Source organism: Pseudomonadota bacterium (assembly GCA_026388275.1).
Taxonomy (GTDB): Bacteria; Desulfobacterota; Syntrophorhabdia; order Syntrophorhabdales; family Syntrophorhabdaceae; genus JAPLKB01.
Genome location: JAPLKB010000063.1, coordinates 1 through 15861 on the forward strand (window position 1 = coordinate 1; position 15861 = coordinate 15861).

Genomic DNA, 15861 nt, shown 5'->3' on the forward strand with positions numbered 1-15861 from the left:
ACCTTTCTTCTGGGTATTCTTTGATCCGCAATAGGGACAGTTTTTTTACCCATTTTACAGCCCCTTTTATTTTTGATGGCATAAAGCGTTGATAGTATAGCATTTAGGAGCTATTTTCGGCCCTAAAAAATCGTATTAAGCTATAAATTATTATAAAATTTTATTGAAAAAGTTTCTAAATAACTTATAATAATACAAAAAGGTTAATTGATTGGTTTTACTTACAAAAATTAATTTTTAAAAAAATGAAAAATAAAAACCCTTTAGGAAAATCACTAACTGAAATTATTGCAAAAACTAAAATTTCATCAGATGCAGATCTTACAATAAATAACGATATAAAAATTGAATCGGTTATCCAAAATAAAGTTAGTGAAAGTAAAAAAATTAAACAGAACCTAGTAAATCATACACATCCTCTGGAATTAAGTGCAATTGGACAATTACTTAAAAATAAAAGAGAAGAAAAACTGCTATCTGTTGAATTCATAGCAAGTAATCTTTGTCTGCAAAAATCCATTATTGAATCTATTGAACATGGAAATTGGGGAAACCTGCCTCATATAGTATATGTAAAAGGTTACGTGAGAAAATATGCTGAATTTTTGGGAATTTATGACCAAATACTGCCGTATATAGTTGAAAACCAATTAGAAAAAAATGCTGAAAAATCAAATAATCAAAGAAGCAACAAAATTGAGAACAAGATAAAATATTTTTCTACGCAGAAAAAAATGCCGAAGACTATATATATATATTCAGCCATTATTATTTTGATCTTAGGATTCTTTATTTTTGAAAAGACACAAAAGGATATTTCGGAAATATCAAAACTCGAAACTGCAGTGCAGGTAGCTAACAATATTAATAATAATGATAATAAAAGAAGTATCCCTGATATTATTGATACAAAAAAACTTTTGATTACCTGTCATGAAAGGACTTGGATAAGTGCAATCATTGATGACACAGAAAAAAAAGAATTCATGCTTAAACCTCAAGAAGTTGTAATGTTCAACGCAAAAGAAAAATTTGATCTACTTATTGGCAATGCCGGTGGTGTAAAACTTATACTTAACGGAAAGGACATTGGTTTTACCGGTGAAAACGGCCAAGTAAAAAGGGTAACCTTACCCTGAATGTCGTATGCCCTTCATAGTTTAGATTCCTATTTTGTAGTTAAAATAAGGAAACTTCCGACTTGCCGCTGTATGGAATGTTAAGGTGAAAATAAGCTTTCTCTGTGGCCCTTCTACCCTGCGATGTTCTTATTACAAAACCTGTTTTCAGCAAATATGGTTCGATCACTTCTATCAACACATCTGTTTCAATTTGAAGAGTTGCAGCAAGTGCTTCAATACCTGCCGGACCACCTTTATAGTTCAAAATAATTGTCTGCAATAGTTTTCTATCCAATTCTCCAAGCCCGCATTTATCAATACCTTCTAATTCCAATGCATTTATTGCTACTTTTTTTGTTATAATTCCATCTGCCCTAACTTGTGCATAATCACGAATCCTTTTTAAAAGCCTATTTGCAACCCTTGGTGTCCCTCTTGCTCTTTTTGCAGTCTCAAAGGCACCGTCATCATCTATAATAATTTTTAATATTGAGGCAGAACGCTTAATAATACTAACAAGGTCATTTTCATTGTAAAAATCAAGGTCTCTTGTAATCCCAAATCGTTCTCTTAATGGAGAAGACAGGAGCCCAGCTCTTGTTGTGGCTCCAATTAAAGTAAAATTTTCCAATCTGTATCTGTGGGTCCTTGCGTGTACGCCTTTGTCAAAAATAAAATCTACTGCGAAATCTTCCATTGCCGGGTAGAGAAATTCTTCTACGATCTTTGGTATTCTATGAATTTCGTCAATAAAAAAGACGTCCCCATTCTCTAAATGTGTAAGGAGTCCCATTAAATCCCCACCTTTTTCAAGTGCCGGCCCTGAAGACGTAATTATTTTTGCACTCATCTCATTGGCTATGATATGTGAAAGTGTTGTTTTTCCTAAACCAGGCGGACCGTTAAATAGAATATGCTCTAAGGGTTCATTTCTTTTTAATGCTGCTTCAATAGCAATTTTAAGCGTATCAACAATTTTTTCCTGACCTATGTATTCTGAAAGCAGCTTGGGTCTTAAATTAATATTTTGATCAATATCAAGCGCGTCGTCTTTAAGAATTACCTCTGAATAACTGTTAATTTCTTCGTCAATCAATATCTTTGACCCCTATATACTTCTTCAAATAATTCTTCGGAAGAAACTATGGATGGATTTTTTTTCATAGCATCGTCAATCATTTTACGTGCCTCTGTTATTTTATGCCCTAATTGAGAAACCAGTACGCTTTCAACTTCTTTTCTGAAATCTTCTTTAATTTCAGTTGTTGTAGCTGTTTCCGGGATAAGCGCGTATTTAGCAGTTTTCCCTTTAAGAGTGGCAACAATTTTCTCTGCTTTTCTTTCACCTATTCCTTTGAGTTGTTTTAAGGTTTTTATATCTTTATCTTCAATGGCTCGGGCAATTTCCCTGACTGGCCTTGTAATTGCCTTTATAGCAGCCGCAGGACCTATGTCCTCAACAGAAATAAACAACTCAAAAAAATCTTTATCTAGCTCGTTTTTAAAGCCAACAAGGATTGGTTTCGGTTGCCTCTCCGTTTGATTGTAAGATATGAACAGGTTTAATGCATCATCAGGTTCAGTTGTTTTTTTTATTTCATTTAATACATAAAACGGGATCATTATATCATACCCAACTCCATCAACGAGAAGAACAACGCGATCATCGTATATCTTTTTCAGCTTGCCTTCAAGATAAGATATCATTGGAGCCTCAAGGAACTATCTCTATAAAATGCAGTTAATGCTATTGCCAAAGCATCTGAAGCATGGAAAGACTTGATTTCCCCAATATGTAGTATTTTTTGAATTGTTTCACTGACCTGTTTTTTGGTTGCGCTGCCATATCCAACTAATGCATTTTTTACTTCTTTTGGGGTAATTTCTATCATTTTTATTTTATTTTGCGAAACCAAAAGGTATATAATGCCAAGTACACTCCCTAATAGTATGCCTGCTCTGGGATACCTTACAAGAGAAAAAGCGTTCTCTATTGCAATAACGTTTGGTTCAATGATTTCGATAAGATGGCTCACATCATTGTATATCTGCAAAAGCCTTCCTGAAATGTGTGAATCTGGAAATGTTTTAATGGAACCACATTTCAAAAGGGAAGGAGATGGACTACTGCAATTAATCGCACCGAAGCCTGTACTTGCCAAACCTGGGTCAATGCCAAGTATGATCACTTAATCTACTTGCCACCAGCTAATCTTTCCATTTCTTCAAAAGAGATATCGAAGTTTGCATATACTTTCTGCACATCTTCAGAATCTTCGAGCATCTCCATCAATTTTAACATTGTATCTGCAGTTTTCCCTTCAAGTTTAACGGATGTTTGTGGCACCATACTGATTTCTGCGACAGTATATTTTATATTATTTGATTCAAACATTTTTCTTATGGTTTCATAACTTGCAACATCTGTTATTACTTCTATTTCGCTATCATCCGAGGTAACATCCTCTGCACCCGCCTCAAGGGCAAGCTCCATAATTTTATCTTCATCTACATTGCTTTTATCAAAAGATATATATCCTTTTTTACCGAATAACCATGATACACAACCTGTCTCACCAAGATTTCCACTATACTTCGTGAGCATATGACGGACATCGGCAGTTGTCCTTTTTTTGTTATCAGTGAGTACTTCCACGAGGATAGCTACACCTCCTGGACCATACCCTTCATAAGTATACTCTTCGTAACTTACACCACCTTCAAGTGCACCAGCCCCTTTCTTTACTGCCCTTTCAATGTTGTCTCTTGGCATATTTTCAATTTTTGCTTGAGCTATAGCCGCTCGAAGTCTTGCATTTGATTCGGGATCGCCACCGCCAATCCTTGCTGCTGTAGTAATTTCTTTAATAAGTTTTGTGAATATTTTTCCGCGTTTTGCGTCAGCTGCACCTTTTTTATGCTTTATTGAACTCCACTTGCTATGTCCGGACATTGTGCCCCCTGGTTATTAAATGGTGGGCAGTATAGGATTCGAACCTACGACCTCTGGTATGTGAGACCAGCGCTCTAACCACCTGAGCTAACCGCCCATTTTGCTTTTAATGTTACTATAAATAAAAAAATAAAATCAATGTTGACTATATTTTTAGCATAGGTTTCTATCAATTTGAAACCTTTTTTATCAGTTAATGCATAAATTATATTTAATTTTTTCTGCTAATCGTTTATTATCATTGCATGGGAAAATTTACTTTTGGACCTGTTCCTTCCAGGAGGCTTGGGTTTTCGTTGGGTGTCGATATAATCCCAAGAAAAATTTGCACATTTGACTGCATATATTGCCAGATTGGAAAAACGACAAATCAGGAAATAAAAAGAAAAAGTTTCTTTAATGCAAATGAAATAGTTAAGGAAATAATTACCAAGGCAAAACAGCTAAGTCATATTGACCATATAACATTTTCCGGGTCAGGAGAGCCCACACTAAACTCGGATATTGGTTCAATGATAGGAGAAATTAAGAAAAGTATAGATATTCCTATAGCGGTTATAACAAACGGATCACTCTTGAATGATGAAGAGATAAGGAATGATCTTTGCTTGGCAGATGTTGTTTTACCATCACTTGATGCGGCAAGCGAAGATATATTCCGATATATCAACAGGCCTCACTCCTTGATCGAAATCAATACAATCATTGAAGGTATGAAAAAATTTAGAGATACCTATAAAGGGAATATCTGGCTTGAAATTATGCTTATTAAGAATGTAAACGATAATCCTGAAGAGCTTGAAAGGCTAAAAAAGGTTGTTAAGTATATTGGTGTTGAAAAAGTACAACTAAATACCGTTATCAGGCCCCCGGTTGACAGAACAACAGATGGTATTAGCAGTGCAGAGCTTGATCAAATTAGTAAATTTTTTGGCCATGAATGTGAAGTTATATACAATTTTGAAAAAGAAATAAAAAAGAACGAGGAGGAAGATTGGTCGGAAATGGTATTAGATATATTAAAGAGAAGATCATTAACTGTGAATGATATAATGAAAATCACAGGAAAACCGGAAAACAGGGTGAAAAACAGCCTAAATATTATGGAAGCTGAAGGAAAAATAAAACAGTTTATTTTTGAAGACAACATATTTTACATAATAAATTATTAAAAAATAAGTGCTTATATCATAACTATTTTTGGATATACAGAAAGGAGAGTTTATGAAAATTAGAAGAGCAGTTGTCAGTGTATCGAATAAATCCGGTCTGTCGGAGTTAACACCTTTTTTAAAAAGCTATGACATAGAAATACTTTCGACAGGTGGTACAAAAAAATATCTCGATGGAATTGGCGTCAATCCAATAGAAATCAGTGCATATACCGGATTTCCTGAAATTATGGATGGAAGGGTAAAAACACTACATCCTAAAGTCCACGGAGGAATTCTGAACATCAGGGATAACGTTGATCATCAAAGATCGATGGATTCTCTAGGCATAAAAAATATAGATATGATTATCGTAAACCTCTATCCATTTAAGGAAGTTATAAGCAAGGGCTGTACATTCGATGAAGCCATAGAAAATATTGATATTGGCGGTCCTTCCATGATAAGGGCAGCAGCAAAAAATTACAAATACGTTACAGTTGTTGTAGATCCTGAAGATTACACAAAAGTAATGGACAATATGAAGCAAAATAACGGCGAGACTACAGAAGACATAAGATTTTACCTTGCAAAGAAAGTTTTTTTCTTTACATCTGATTATGACAGCGCTATCTATACATATTTGTCTGGAATAAAATAGGTTATAAGAAGGAAAAAGATTTATGAAAATTCTTGTAATAGGCAGTGGCGGTAGAGAACATGCCCTTGTTTGGAAATTATCACAATCACAATATTTAGATGCCATTTTCTGCATTCCTGGAAATGGTGGGATTTCTGAAATTGCCGATTGCATTGATATGGATATAGCCAATATAGAGAATGTCATAACTTTTGCTAAAAAAGAAGGTATCGGGCTTGTTGTTGTTGGGCCAGAAAATCCCCTATCTATAGGCATAGTAGATGCCTTTGAAAAAATAGGTATACCAATATTCGGGCCTTGCCAAAAAGGGGCTATGCTTGAGACAAGCAAGGTTTTTGCGAAAAAATTAATGGACAAATACAAAATATCAACCGCTCCCTTTAAAGTATTTTCAAGCTACACAGATGCACGAACTTACCTTGATGGCTTAATGCCGCCTTTTGTTATAAAAGCGGATGGATTATGTGCGGGAAAGGGTGCTTATGTCATAACAGAAAAAGAAGAAGCGAAGAAGGTATTGAAAGATTTAATGGTCACTAATATTCATGGTAATGCAGGAAGTAAGGTTGTTATTGAAGAGTTTCTGCCTGGCATTGAAGCTTCATATATTGCCTTTACTGACGGTACATCTGTTCTTTCAATGCTACCTTCTCAAGACCATAAATCCTTATTTGATGATGATAAAGGACCCAATACAGGCGGTATGGGCGCATATACCCCCATACCTTTTATAGACAGGAATCTGGAAGAAGAGATAGATAGAGAGATAATGAGCAAAACAGTTAATGCGTTGAGAGATGAGGGCATAAATTACAAGGGTGTGCTGTATGGCGGTCTCATGTTGTCAGAAAACAACAATCCATATGTTCTTGAATTTAATGTGAGAATGGGAGACCCGGAAACACAGCCTATATTATTCAAAATGAAAAGTGATATTCTCCCGATACTTCTTGCATGTGCGGAAGGCAGATTGAATACCATAAAAAATATTGAGTGGAGAGAAGGTGTATCAATCTGTGTTGTAGTAGCGTCTCGAGGATATCCTGACAAACCTGAGATAGGGAAAATTATTGAAGGACTGGAAAAACTTAAATATAAAGAAGATATTATGGTGTTTCATGCAGGTACAAAAAGGGTAGGGAATGAGTTTTTAACATCAGGGGGAAGGGTTTTAGGAGTTACTGCTATCGGCAATACATATAAAGATGCAATAAGAAAAGTATATGATGCAGTATCATGCATAAACTTTGAAGGAATGCAATATAGAAAGGATATAGGCAAGAAAGCTTTAATAAGGAAACGGGAAAACGACAATAAAGAATGAAACGTTAAAAGCGCTTAATCTAAGTTTTTCATTTTAATATATTAATAAATCAGGAGGAATAGATGTCTAAAGCATATAATATTGGTGTAATCCCAGGTGATGGAACAGGCCCTGAGGTAGTGGCGGAAGGCATTAAAGTTTTAAACGCTGTATCCGACAAAATGGGATTTTTATTAAAGTATACTTATTATGATATTGGTGGAGAAAGGTATTTAAAAACTGGTGAAACACTGCCTGATAGCATCCTCGGTGAAATGAAGCAGCATGATGCGCTGTTTCTTGGAGCAGTGGGGCACCCTGATGTAAAACCGGGAATATTAGAAAAAGATATTCTTTTAAGAATACGCTTTGAACTTGATCAATATATTAACTTACGACCTGTAAAATTGTATGAAGGTGTCGATACACCGTTAAAAAATAAAGGACCGGAAGAAATTGATTTTATTGTTGTCAGGGAGAATACTGAAGGGCTGTATACAGGGTCGGGCGGGGTTTTGAAAAAGGGTACAAAAGATGAGGTTGCAATACAGGAATCCATAAATACAAGAAAAGGGGTTGAAAGATGTATTAGGTTTGCCTTTGCATACACAAAAAAGCGTAATAAAAATAATAAATTAACTTTATGCGGGAAAACAAATGTTCTTACATATGCATTCAACCTCTGGGATAGGACGTTCAATGAAGTAGCAAAAGAATATCCCGACATAAAAACAGACTATGCCCATGTGGATGCAACCTGTATGTGGATGGTTAAAAATCCTGAATGGTTCGATGTTATAGTCACCGATAATATGTTTGGGGATATAATAACAGATCTTGGCGCAATTATTCAGGGTGGATTAGGTATAGCATGCGGCGGAAATATAAATCCTGAAGGTGTATCCATGTTCGAACCAATGGGTGGTTCTGCTCCAAAATATACTGGCAAAAATATAATCAATCCTTTTGCTGCCATACTTTCAGGTGGTATGATGCTTGAATTTATTGGAGAAGAAGAAAGCTCGAAATTAATAGATTTGGCGGTCCAAAGAGCACTTAAAAACGATATTAAATCCCTTGATGCAGGTAAAATGGGTATGGGCACAAAAGAAATAGGAGATCTTATCTCAAATTATATTAAAGATTAGAAAAATCAGTTATGGCCTCTGACAAGATCGGAGGCCTGTATCATTTGGGCGCTTTCATATTACCTTAAAATAAATAAAAATACGAAAATCAGTCTTTTTTTTACTTCAATGTTATTTAGTTATACCTGCCAAGTCTGAACTAAACATAATCCCGAAAGTGTCAAAAGCTGTAAACCCCATACAGGATTGGGCTGCCTGATTGAGTTTTGTTCGGCCAGCCTTAAACTAACCGATATATTGGGTGATAGGTTAGTTAGTTAGATATCGGTTGCAGCCTTGAGTTCTTTGAGCTTTTTACTTAGTGTATTTCTGTTTATTCCAAGAAGTTTAGAGGCCTTTGAGATGTTGTTATTCGAAATTTTCATGGCAGAAATTATAAACACTTTTTCAATAACAGCCTGAACGTTCATTAATACGTTGTCATTGTTATTTGTTTTTGAAAGCAAGAGGTTATCTGCTATAAATTCAAGTTTTACCTCAAATAGATCATATAACTTATCAATATCATTATCTCTAACATTATTTATCATAAATAAACTGGTCATAAATATTTTGTTGACAAAAAAAATAATAAAATATAGTTTTAGACATATTGTATACGATTTATACTAATATTATTTGTTTAAGTATATTCAATATTAATAGCTGATGTCAAGATGTATAAAAATATTAAGGAGCATTAAACAAGGAGGTCCCTTATGAGACTGCCGCCTTTTAATATTTTAGAGCCAGGCACTAAAAAAAGTGCATTATCAATACTCGAAAACCATAGAAAAGAATTGAAAATTATTGCTGGGGGGATTGAAGTTGTTGTAATGATGAAGCTTGGCCTTTCAGCGCCATTATATTTAATGAGTTTGAAAAAAATAAAGGGCTTAAGGGGTATTAAAAAAAGAAATAATGAAGTTATCATTGGAAGTTCAACTACTATAAAAGAGATTCTGCAGTCTCCTTTAATAAATGATAATTTTAAATGTATTGCACAAGCAGCTCAATTATTGGCAGCTCCTCCAATACAAAACAAAGCTACCATTGGAGGTAACATACTTCAAAATACACGTTGCTTATATTACAACCAGTCGGAGCTTTTCAGAAACGGACTTAAACCATGTTTCAAGGGCGGAGGCAACATTTGTCATGCAGTCAAGGGCGGAAAGCATTGTTCCAGTGTATATCAGGGTGATATGGCGCCTTCATTAATTTCCTTTGGTTCAATGGTGAAATTGGAAAAAAAAGATTCTTCTCGTACTGTTTTATTATTAGATTTATTTACCGGTAAAGGCGAGAGTCCGTTTTCAATTCAGGATAATGAGCTTTTAACTCAAATCATTATACCGTTACCCGATGAAAATTACGGCTCTTCATATGAAAAATTGAGAATTAGAAAAGGTTTGGAATATCCTCTGGTTTCAGCGGCTGTATTTCTTTCAGAAGACAATGATGGCAATTTAGATAATGCGAGAATTGTTATCGGCGCTGCAGCTTCTGCTCCTAAAATAATTGAAAATGCATCATCATATATGAATAGGAGAAATCTTTCTACTGAATGCATAGATAAGGTTGTAAATCTTGCCGACAATCTGTCGAAAATGGTAAACAACCTATCCGTTCCGGCTGTATATCGACGAAAAATGGTTAAGGTTGTAATAAAGAGGTCCCTTCAAAATGCCTTTCAAGATTTAAAAAAGGGGGCTTAACATGGATAAAAAGACCATTCTATTAAAAATTAATGATGAAGAATATAGCATAACAACTTGCCCAAACCGCACTTTGCTTGAAATTCTACGAGATGATCTATCTCTCACAGGGGCAAAGGAAAGCTGTGGAGAGGGTGCATGTGGAGCCTGCACAGTTTTGTTGGATGGCCTCCCTATGCGGTCATGTTTACTTCTTGTAACAGAGGCTGAAGGAAAAGAAATTACAACAATTGAAGGCTTATCCGGCAATGGGAAGCTTGATCCTATTCAAGATGCTTTTATTGAATATCACGCCATACAATGTGGTTTTTGCAGCCCAGGAATGATATTGACTGCATATTCACTTTTGAAGAATAATCCTGATCCTGATGAAGAAGAAATAAGACATGCCATATCCGGCAATATTTGTCGTTGTACAGGATATGCAAAAATTGTTGAAGCCATACAAGCGATTTCTACAAAAGGGAGATAGAGCTATGGAAAAATATTCTCTCATTGGAAAAAGTGTAAAAAGGATTGATGTAACTTCAAAAGCAACCGGTGAGGCAATTTTTTCGGCAGATATCAAACTTTCCCGGATGCTTGTGGGAAAAATATTGAGATCGCCATACCCACATGCCAGAATAATTCGCATTGATACATCCGAAGCTGAAAATATCTCAGGAGTAAGAGCTGTTGTTACTGCATCGGATACATCAGGTGATAAATGGGGTGTTTTTCGTTATACGCAAGATCAGCAATTTTTGCCGACAGATAAAGTAAGGTATGTCGGTGAAGAAGTAGCTGCCGTGGCTGCAGTTGATGAAGATACTGCTATTAAGGCATTAAAGCTCATCAGAGTCGAATATGAAGAGCTTCCGGCTGTCTTTGATGTTGAATCCGCCCGTAAGCCTGGCGCTCCACTTATCCACGAACAATATCCTTCAAATATCAATATAAATATCAAAATAGATGTCGGTGACATAGAAAAAGGGTTCCAAGAATCTTATTATGTTCGTGAAGATACATTTATGGCTCCTGAGGATTCATACTTTCAGGGTGAGCCATATGCTGTAGCAGCGCATTTTGACCAGTCAGGCAATCTTGAGATATGGATGCCCAATGCAGGGCCTCATCTAAAAGCCAAACCGTTGTCGAATGTGCTGAAAATTCCTCTTAATAAAGTAAGAGTCCGTAAAGTAAGAATTGGCGGTGCATTTGGAGGCCGTTCAGAGATTTCTCCTGCTGATGTAATATGTGCGCTTCTTGCAAAAAAATCACAAAGACCTGTAAAAATTGTTTATACACGCGAAGAAAATTCAATAGCAACCCGCCAGGCCCACTCTATGGTTGCTACAATTAAAACCGGTGTCGATAAAGAGGGTAGGGTATTAGCAAGGGATATTACATGCTACATGGATGGCGGTGCATATAGCAGCACAGGCCCGATTGCTGTCAGTGTTCCTTTTTTATGTATGGAACAGGCATATCGTATGGATAATGTGCGCTATAATGGATACAGAATTTTTACGAACAAACCTGTCAGGGGCATGTTCCGTACACACGGAAGGGCTTTTGCATGCGGGATTGATTTGCAGCTTGATATGATAGGAAAGGAACTTGGACTTGATCCTGTTCAGATGCGTCTTAATAACGTACGGAAGACAGGTGAATATACCTCAACAAAGTCATATATAACAAGCTGTGGTATGACAGAGACTGTACTGAAAACAACAGAAAAGGCAAAATGGAATGAAAAATGGGGAAAATTGCCTCCTTATCATGGAATAGGCATAGGTTGTAATTCTGTTCAGACAGGATTCCCTATGGGGATAAGAGGAGGTTCTCAAGCATTTATTAAATTCAATGAAGAGGGGGGCATAAGTGTAATAACCGGCATAGTTGATAACGGTCAGGGCAATGACAGTATGATCGTACAGATTGCTGCCGAAGAATTGGGGCTTGATTTGAATAATGTTCAACTTATAACGGCTGATACAGAGGTTACACCAAGTGACCCTGGATCTTATTCAATGTGTGAAACTTTTATCGGAGGAAATGCAGTAAGGCTCGCTGCCCGGGATGCAAAAAAGAAGCTTCTGAAGATTGCTTCAGAGGCGCTGAAGGTCAATGCAGATCGCCTTGACTTGCGAGATAAAAAGATATTTGTTGTTGACAATCCGGAGCAATCAATCTCAATGTCCAAAGTAGTCAGAATGGCTCTGGGCAGAGGCGAGTCTATAAGCGGTGAAGGTACTTACTGGCCGAAGGTAGACAGCAGACGTGAATGGGTGGAAAATCCATCCGGGCAGCTTTCAGAGACATTTTCTTTTGGTTCAGTTGTTGCTGAGGTAAAGGTAGATCCTGAGACAGGCAAGGTTGATGTGCTCGAAGTTACAGCAGCACAGGATGTAGGATATGCCCTCAATCCGAAGGTTATTGAAGGTCAATTTGAAGGCGGGGTAGCGATGGGTGGTCAGGGCGGTATGCTTAGCGAATATGTGCTTTGGTATAATGGCAGAGTATTAAATCCGAACCAGCTTGACTACATGGTTCCCCTGGCAACCGATATGCCAAAAATAAATAATATAATAGTGGAAACAATTGATCCAAATGGACCTTATGGCGCAAAAGAAGCAGGTATGTCCGTTGCGATGAGTGCTGCCCAGGCTTATTGCAGTGCAGTTTGTAATGCCATTGGTGTGAATATAAAAGAATTTCCCCTTACACCCGACAAAATATTAACGGCTATTGAGGAGAAAGAAAAGTTTAAGCAAAATATTAAATAGACATACGATTAACAAGATACGGGTTTAAAAAGGAAAAGATGACGGAATGAAGATAGAAAAGATCGATCATATATGTTTTGCAGTAAAAGATCTTGAAGAGACAAAAACGGTATACAAAGAAGACTTTGGGTTAATACCGGCATTTGAATATATTGCAGAATCAGAAAAGATCAAAGTAGCACGGTATTATATAGGAGAGGTAGCTGTAGAGTTTATGGAATCTACTTCGCCGGATGGAGAAGTTTCTAAATTCATAAATAGCAGAGGAGAGGGTGCATTTCTTATATCATACAAAGTTGATAATCTTGATAATGCACTAGATGAATTGAGAAAAAATGGCAAACAACTTATTGATGATAAACCAAGAGAGCTTTTCGGAAATAGGTATGCCTTTGTGCATCATCCAAGTAAACTCCACGGCGTGCTTACCGAACTTCTAGAAGGGGATTTTGATATAAATAAGCGATGAAGACTATTTGAACATGTAAATCTATTAAAATAAAAGTTAAAGGCGGGAATGGGAATGCGAGTATTAGTAATAGGTGGAACTGGTGGGATGGGACAGGGAGTTGCCAGGGACCTTATTAAACAGGATCAAATCAATGCAGTCATTCTTGGTGACATAAATATAAACCCGGATAGAGTTCAGGATAAACTGCGTGCCAGTAAAAAAATATCACTCATCAAGATTGATGTAAACGATCATAAAGGCATGGTCGAAGCGATCAAGGGTGCAGATGTAGTTATCAACTGCGCAGGACCATTTTATAAAACGGCTGTTGCGGTAGCCAGAGCGGCTGTGGAAGCGAAGGTCAACTATATAGATATTTGTGATGACTATGAGGCGGTACCAATTCTTTTTTCATCTGCTGATATTGACCATGCTGCCAAAGAGGCGGGAATAACCGTTCTGACTGGCATGGGATCGGATCCGGGAACAAACAATGTTATAGTCAAATGGTTCGCAAATCAGCTGGATCGTGTTGATGAGATTCACTTATTCTGGGTTGTAAGTATTGCCGAACTCTCAGGTGCAGCTTGGGATCATAGCCTCCATATGGTTACAGGCAAAATCCCGCAATATCTGAATGGTAAGCTGGAATATGTAGATGGTGGTACCGGCGAGGAAATAGCTACATTCCTTGAACCTCTCGGTACTTGTAAGGTTCGTTATGTAGGACATCCGCAGCCAATAACAATACCCCATTATATTGGAGGTTTAAAAAAGGTAGTTATTAAAGGTGCACTTATACCGGCATGGGTAGACGAACTCATTAAAGATCAGAAAGAGACAGGCTTTCTCGGCACAGAACAGGTGGAGGTGAGGGGGACAAAGGTAGTGCCTTATGATCTGACTTTGCAGCTTTGGGATTCAATTCCTAATAACAGAGATAAAGGTCCCCTTGCTTCGGGCTTGAAAGTCATTGTAAAAGGCGAGAGAGAAGGAAAACAGGTAACATACACAGCAGATATAGTGGGCAGGATGGCTCCAGGAACAGGACTACCCGCCTCGATTGCTGCACTTATGATGTTTGCCGGTGATGTAAAGGTAAAGGGAGTGGTAGCCCCTGAAGGTTGCATAGATCCGGAAAAGTTTCTTGCAGCATTACTACAAAGAGGTGCCAGGATACATCAAACAGAAACGATAATATCCATGTTGACACTTTAATAAAATGTTTAAACCCTTCGGTCTATTGTTTATCATAAGTGGTATGAGAAGAAACTGACTATGATGGTTATATGAAAGGAGGATATATGAAAGATGTTCAAAAACTAAATATAACAAAAAGTCAGAAACTTTTTGAAGAGGCAAAAACATTGATTCCCGGTGGTGTCCTTGGTGCAAGAAAACCCGGCGATTTTATTATTGGGGAGTATCCGATCTTTCTTGAGTACGGCAAGGGGTGCAGGCTCATCGACGTTGATGGCAATGAATTCATTGACTTTCTTTGCGGATACGGACCAATTATACTTGGTTACAGGGAAGAAGAGGTTGATGATGCAGTTATTAAACAGATCAAGGATAAGGGTTTCTGCTTTTCTCTCACACAGCCTTATCAAAATGAACTTGCAGAAAAGTTGAATGCATTGATTCCAAGTTCTGAGTTGAGTATTTTTTTAAAAACAGGTTCTGATGCTACTTCGGCAAGTATCCGTATTGCAAGGGCTTATACAAACAGGATTAAGGTTATGCGATGTGGCTACCATGGCTGGCATGACTGGTGTGTTGAAATGAAAGGGGGCATCCCTGAAAAATTTTATGAGGATGTCTATGAATTCCATTATAATGGTCTTGACCAGCTTACAGATCTCATGAAAAAACATGGTGACCAGACAGCCGCCATAATAATGACCCCTTTTGGGCATCCTCTCCATCAGAAGATGCAGATACCGAAGCCGGGATTTCTTGAAGGCGTGAGAGAACTGGCCGACAAATATGGATCAGTCCTTGTTTTTGATGAAGTGCGTACATGTTTTAGGCTAAGAATGGGTGGAGCACAGGAACTTTATGGAGTAACGCCCGATTTGACGGTACTTGGAAAAGGCATGGCCAATGGATACGCGATCAGTGTTGTTACCGGGAAAAAAGACGTAATGATGGCTGCAGCATCCAAGCTTTTTATCTCTTCCACTTTCTTCCCGAATAGCGATGGCTATATTGCTGCCCTGAAAACAATCGAAATTTTGGAACGCGACAAAGTCCTTGACAACATATGGGAAAAAGGCGGGAGGCTTTTAATAAAAATCCAGGACATTATAGACAAATATGATATCGGTGCAGAGTTGTCCGGTGTCGCGCCGATGTTTCTTATAACCTTCAAGAGAGATGAGGCAGACACACAGAAAGCCAGACGCGATGAATTTTATACCCAACTTATCCGCCGGGGCTTCTTTTTCACCCCGCACCATCATGCTTATATTAGCTACAGACATAATGAAGAAGACCTGGACAAAACAGCTCGAGCAATAGACGAAGCTATGGCATATATAAACGAAAAATATCATCATATTTAGGATCAATGTGTTATAAATGCATGATATGTTTCTTCAAATAATAG

The 15861-nt window shown here is 37.3% G+C and carries 16 protein-coding genes and 1 tRNA gene; 11 read left to right on the forward strand and 6 right to left on the reverse strand.

Features of this window, described 5'->3' with window-relative positions:
- The first annotated feature begins 245 nt into the window (after positions 1-245).
- Positions 246-1139: a DUF4115 domain-containing protein gene (locus tag NT010_15535; protein MCX5807453.1), complete on the forward strand. Its 894-nt coding sequence runs from the start codon at positions 246-248 to the stop codon at positions 1137-1139.
- A 40-nt stretch (positions 1140-1179) separates the two neighbouring features.
- On the opposite strand, the gene ruvB is transcribed toward NT010_15535, so the two are convergent.
- The 5 genes from ruvB to NT010_15560 all read right to left on the reverse strand — a co-directional run bounded on the left by ruvB (position 1180) and on the right by NT010_15560 (position 4171).
- Positions 1180-2157: a Holliday junction branch migration DNA helicase RuvB gene (gene ruvB, locus NT010_15540; GenBank protein MCX5807454.1), complete on the reverse strand. Its 978-nt coding sequence runs from the start codon at positions 2155-2157 to the stop codon at positions 1180-1182.
- Positions 2158-2213: 56 nt separating this feature from the next.
- A complete protein-coding gene (locus NT010_15545) occupies positions 2214-2828 on the reverse strand; it encodes a helix-hairpin-helix domain-containing protein (GenBank protein MCX5807455.1) in 615 nt (204 codons plus the stop codon).
- Entirely contained in the window at positions 2825-3310 is a 486-nt protein-coding gene (locus NT010_15550) for a crossover junction endodeoxyribonuclease RuvC (protein ID MCX5807456.1), read from the reverse strand. The genes NT010_15545 and NT010_15550 overlap by 4 nt, the downstream gene beginning before the upstream one ends.
- Positions 3311-3315: 5 nt before the next feature.
- The gene (locus tag NT010_15555) at positions 3316-4074 is read right to left on the reverse strand and encodes a YebC/PmpR family DNA-binding transcriptional regulator (GenBank protein ID MCX5807457.1); all 759 of its coding nucleotides are present in this window, start codon (positions 4072-4074) and stop codon (positions 3316-3318) included.
- 20 nt (positions 4075-4094) lie between these two features.
- Positions 4095-4171: transfer RNA gene (locus NT010_15560), tRNA-Val, on the reverse strand.
- 199 nt (positions 4172-4370) lie between these two features.
- On the opposite strand from NT010_15560, the gene NT010_15565 reads away from it, so the two are divergent.
- The 4 genes from NT010_15565 to NT010_15580 all read left to right on the forward strand — a co-directional run bounded on the left by NT010_15565 (position 4371) and on the right by NT010_15580 (position 8337).
- Positions 4371-5246, forward strand: coding sequence for a radical SAM protein (locus NT010_15565; GenBank protein MCX5807458.1), 876 nt, complete (start codon positions 4371-4373; stop codon positions 5244-5246).
- Between the two features lie 52 nt (positions 5247-5298).
- Positions 5299-5886 (forward strand): IMP cyclohydrolase, encoded by a 588-nt coding sequence (locus NT010_15570; GenBank protein MCX5807459.1) that lies wholly within the window; start codon positions 5299-5301, stop codon positions 5884-5886.
- A 22-nt stretch (positions 5887-5908) separates the two neighbouring features.
- Complete coding sequence (gene purD, locus NT010_15575) at positions 5909-7210, forward strand: phosphoribosylamine--glycine ligase (protein MCX5807460.1); 1302 nt, start codon at positions 5909-5911, stop codon at positions 7208-7210.
- A gap of 62 nt (positions 7211-7272) precedes the next feature.
- Complete coding sequence (locus tag NT010_15580; GenBank protein MCX5807461.1) at positions 7273-8337, forward strand: 3-isopropylmalate dehydrogenase; 1065 nt, start codon at positions 7273-7275, stop codon at positions 8335-8337.
- Positions 8338-8594: 257 nt separating this feature from the next.
- On the opposite strand, the gene NT010_15585 is transcribed toward NT010_15580, so the two are convergent.
- Entirely contained in the window at positions 8595-8867 is a 273-nt protein-coding gene (locus NT010_15585; GenBank protein MCX5807462.1) for a helix-turn-helix domain-containing protein, read from the reverse strand.
- A 168-nt stretch (positions 8868-9035) separates the two neighbouring features.
- Between NT010_15585 and NT010_15590 the strand changes: the two genes are divergently transcribed.
- The 6 genes from NT010_15590 to NT010_15615 all read left to right on the forward strand — a co-directional run bounded on the left by NT010_15590 (position 9036) and on the right by NT010_15615 (position 15817).
- Positions 9036-10034 carry an FAD binding domain-containing protein gene (locus NT010_15590; protein ID MCX5807463.1) on the forward strand — a complete coding sequence of 333 codons (999 nt, stop codon included), beginning with the start codon at positions 9036-9038 and terminating at the stop codon, positions 10032-10034.
- A gap of 1 nt (position 10035) precedes the next feature.
- Complete coding sequence (locus NT010_15595) at positions 10036-10506, forward strand: (2Fe-2S)-binding protein (protein ID MCX5807464.1); 471 nt, start codon at positions 10036-10038, stop codon at positions 10504-10506.
- Positions 10507-10510: 4 nt separating this feature from the next.
- Positions 10511-12802, forward strand: a complete 2292-nt coding sequence (locus tag NT010_15600) for a xanthine dehydrogenase family protein molybdopterin-binding subunit (GenBank protein ID MCX5807465.1) — start codon at positions 10511-10513, stop codon at positions 12800-12802.
- Between the two features lie 46 nt (positions 12803-12848).
- Positions 12849-13271: a VOC family protein gene (locus tag NT010_15605; protein ID MCX5807466.1), complete on the forward strand. Its 423-nt coding sequence runs from the start codon at positions 12849-12851 to the stop codon at positions 13269-13271.
- A gap of 54 nt (positions 13272-13325) precedes the next feature.
- Positions 13326-14471 carry a saccharopine dehydrogenase NADP-binding domain-containing protein gene (locus NT010_15610; protein MCX5807467.1) on the forward strand — a complete coding sequence of 382 codons (1146 nt, stop codon included), beginning with the start codon at positions 13326-13328 and terminating at the stop codon, positions 14469-14471.
- An 86-nt stretch (positions 14472-14557) separates the two neighbouring features.
- Positions 14558-15817 (forward strand): aminotransferase class III-fold pyridoxal phosphate-dependent enzyme, encoded by a 1260-nt coding sequence (locus NT010_15615; protein MCX5807468.1) that lies wholly within the window; start codon positions 14558-14560, stop codon positions 15815-15817.
- Positions 15818-15861 lie beyond the last annotated feature (44 nt).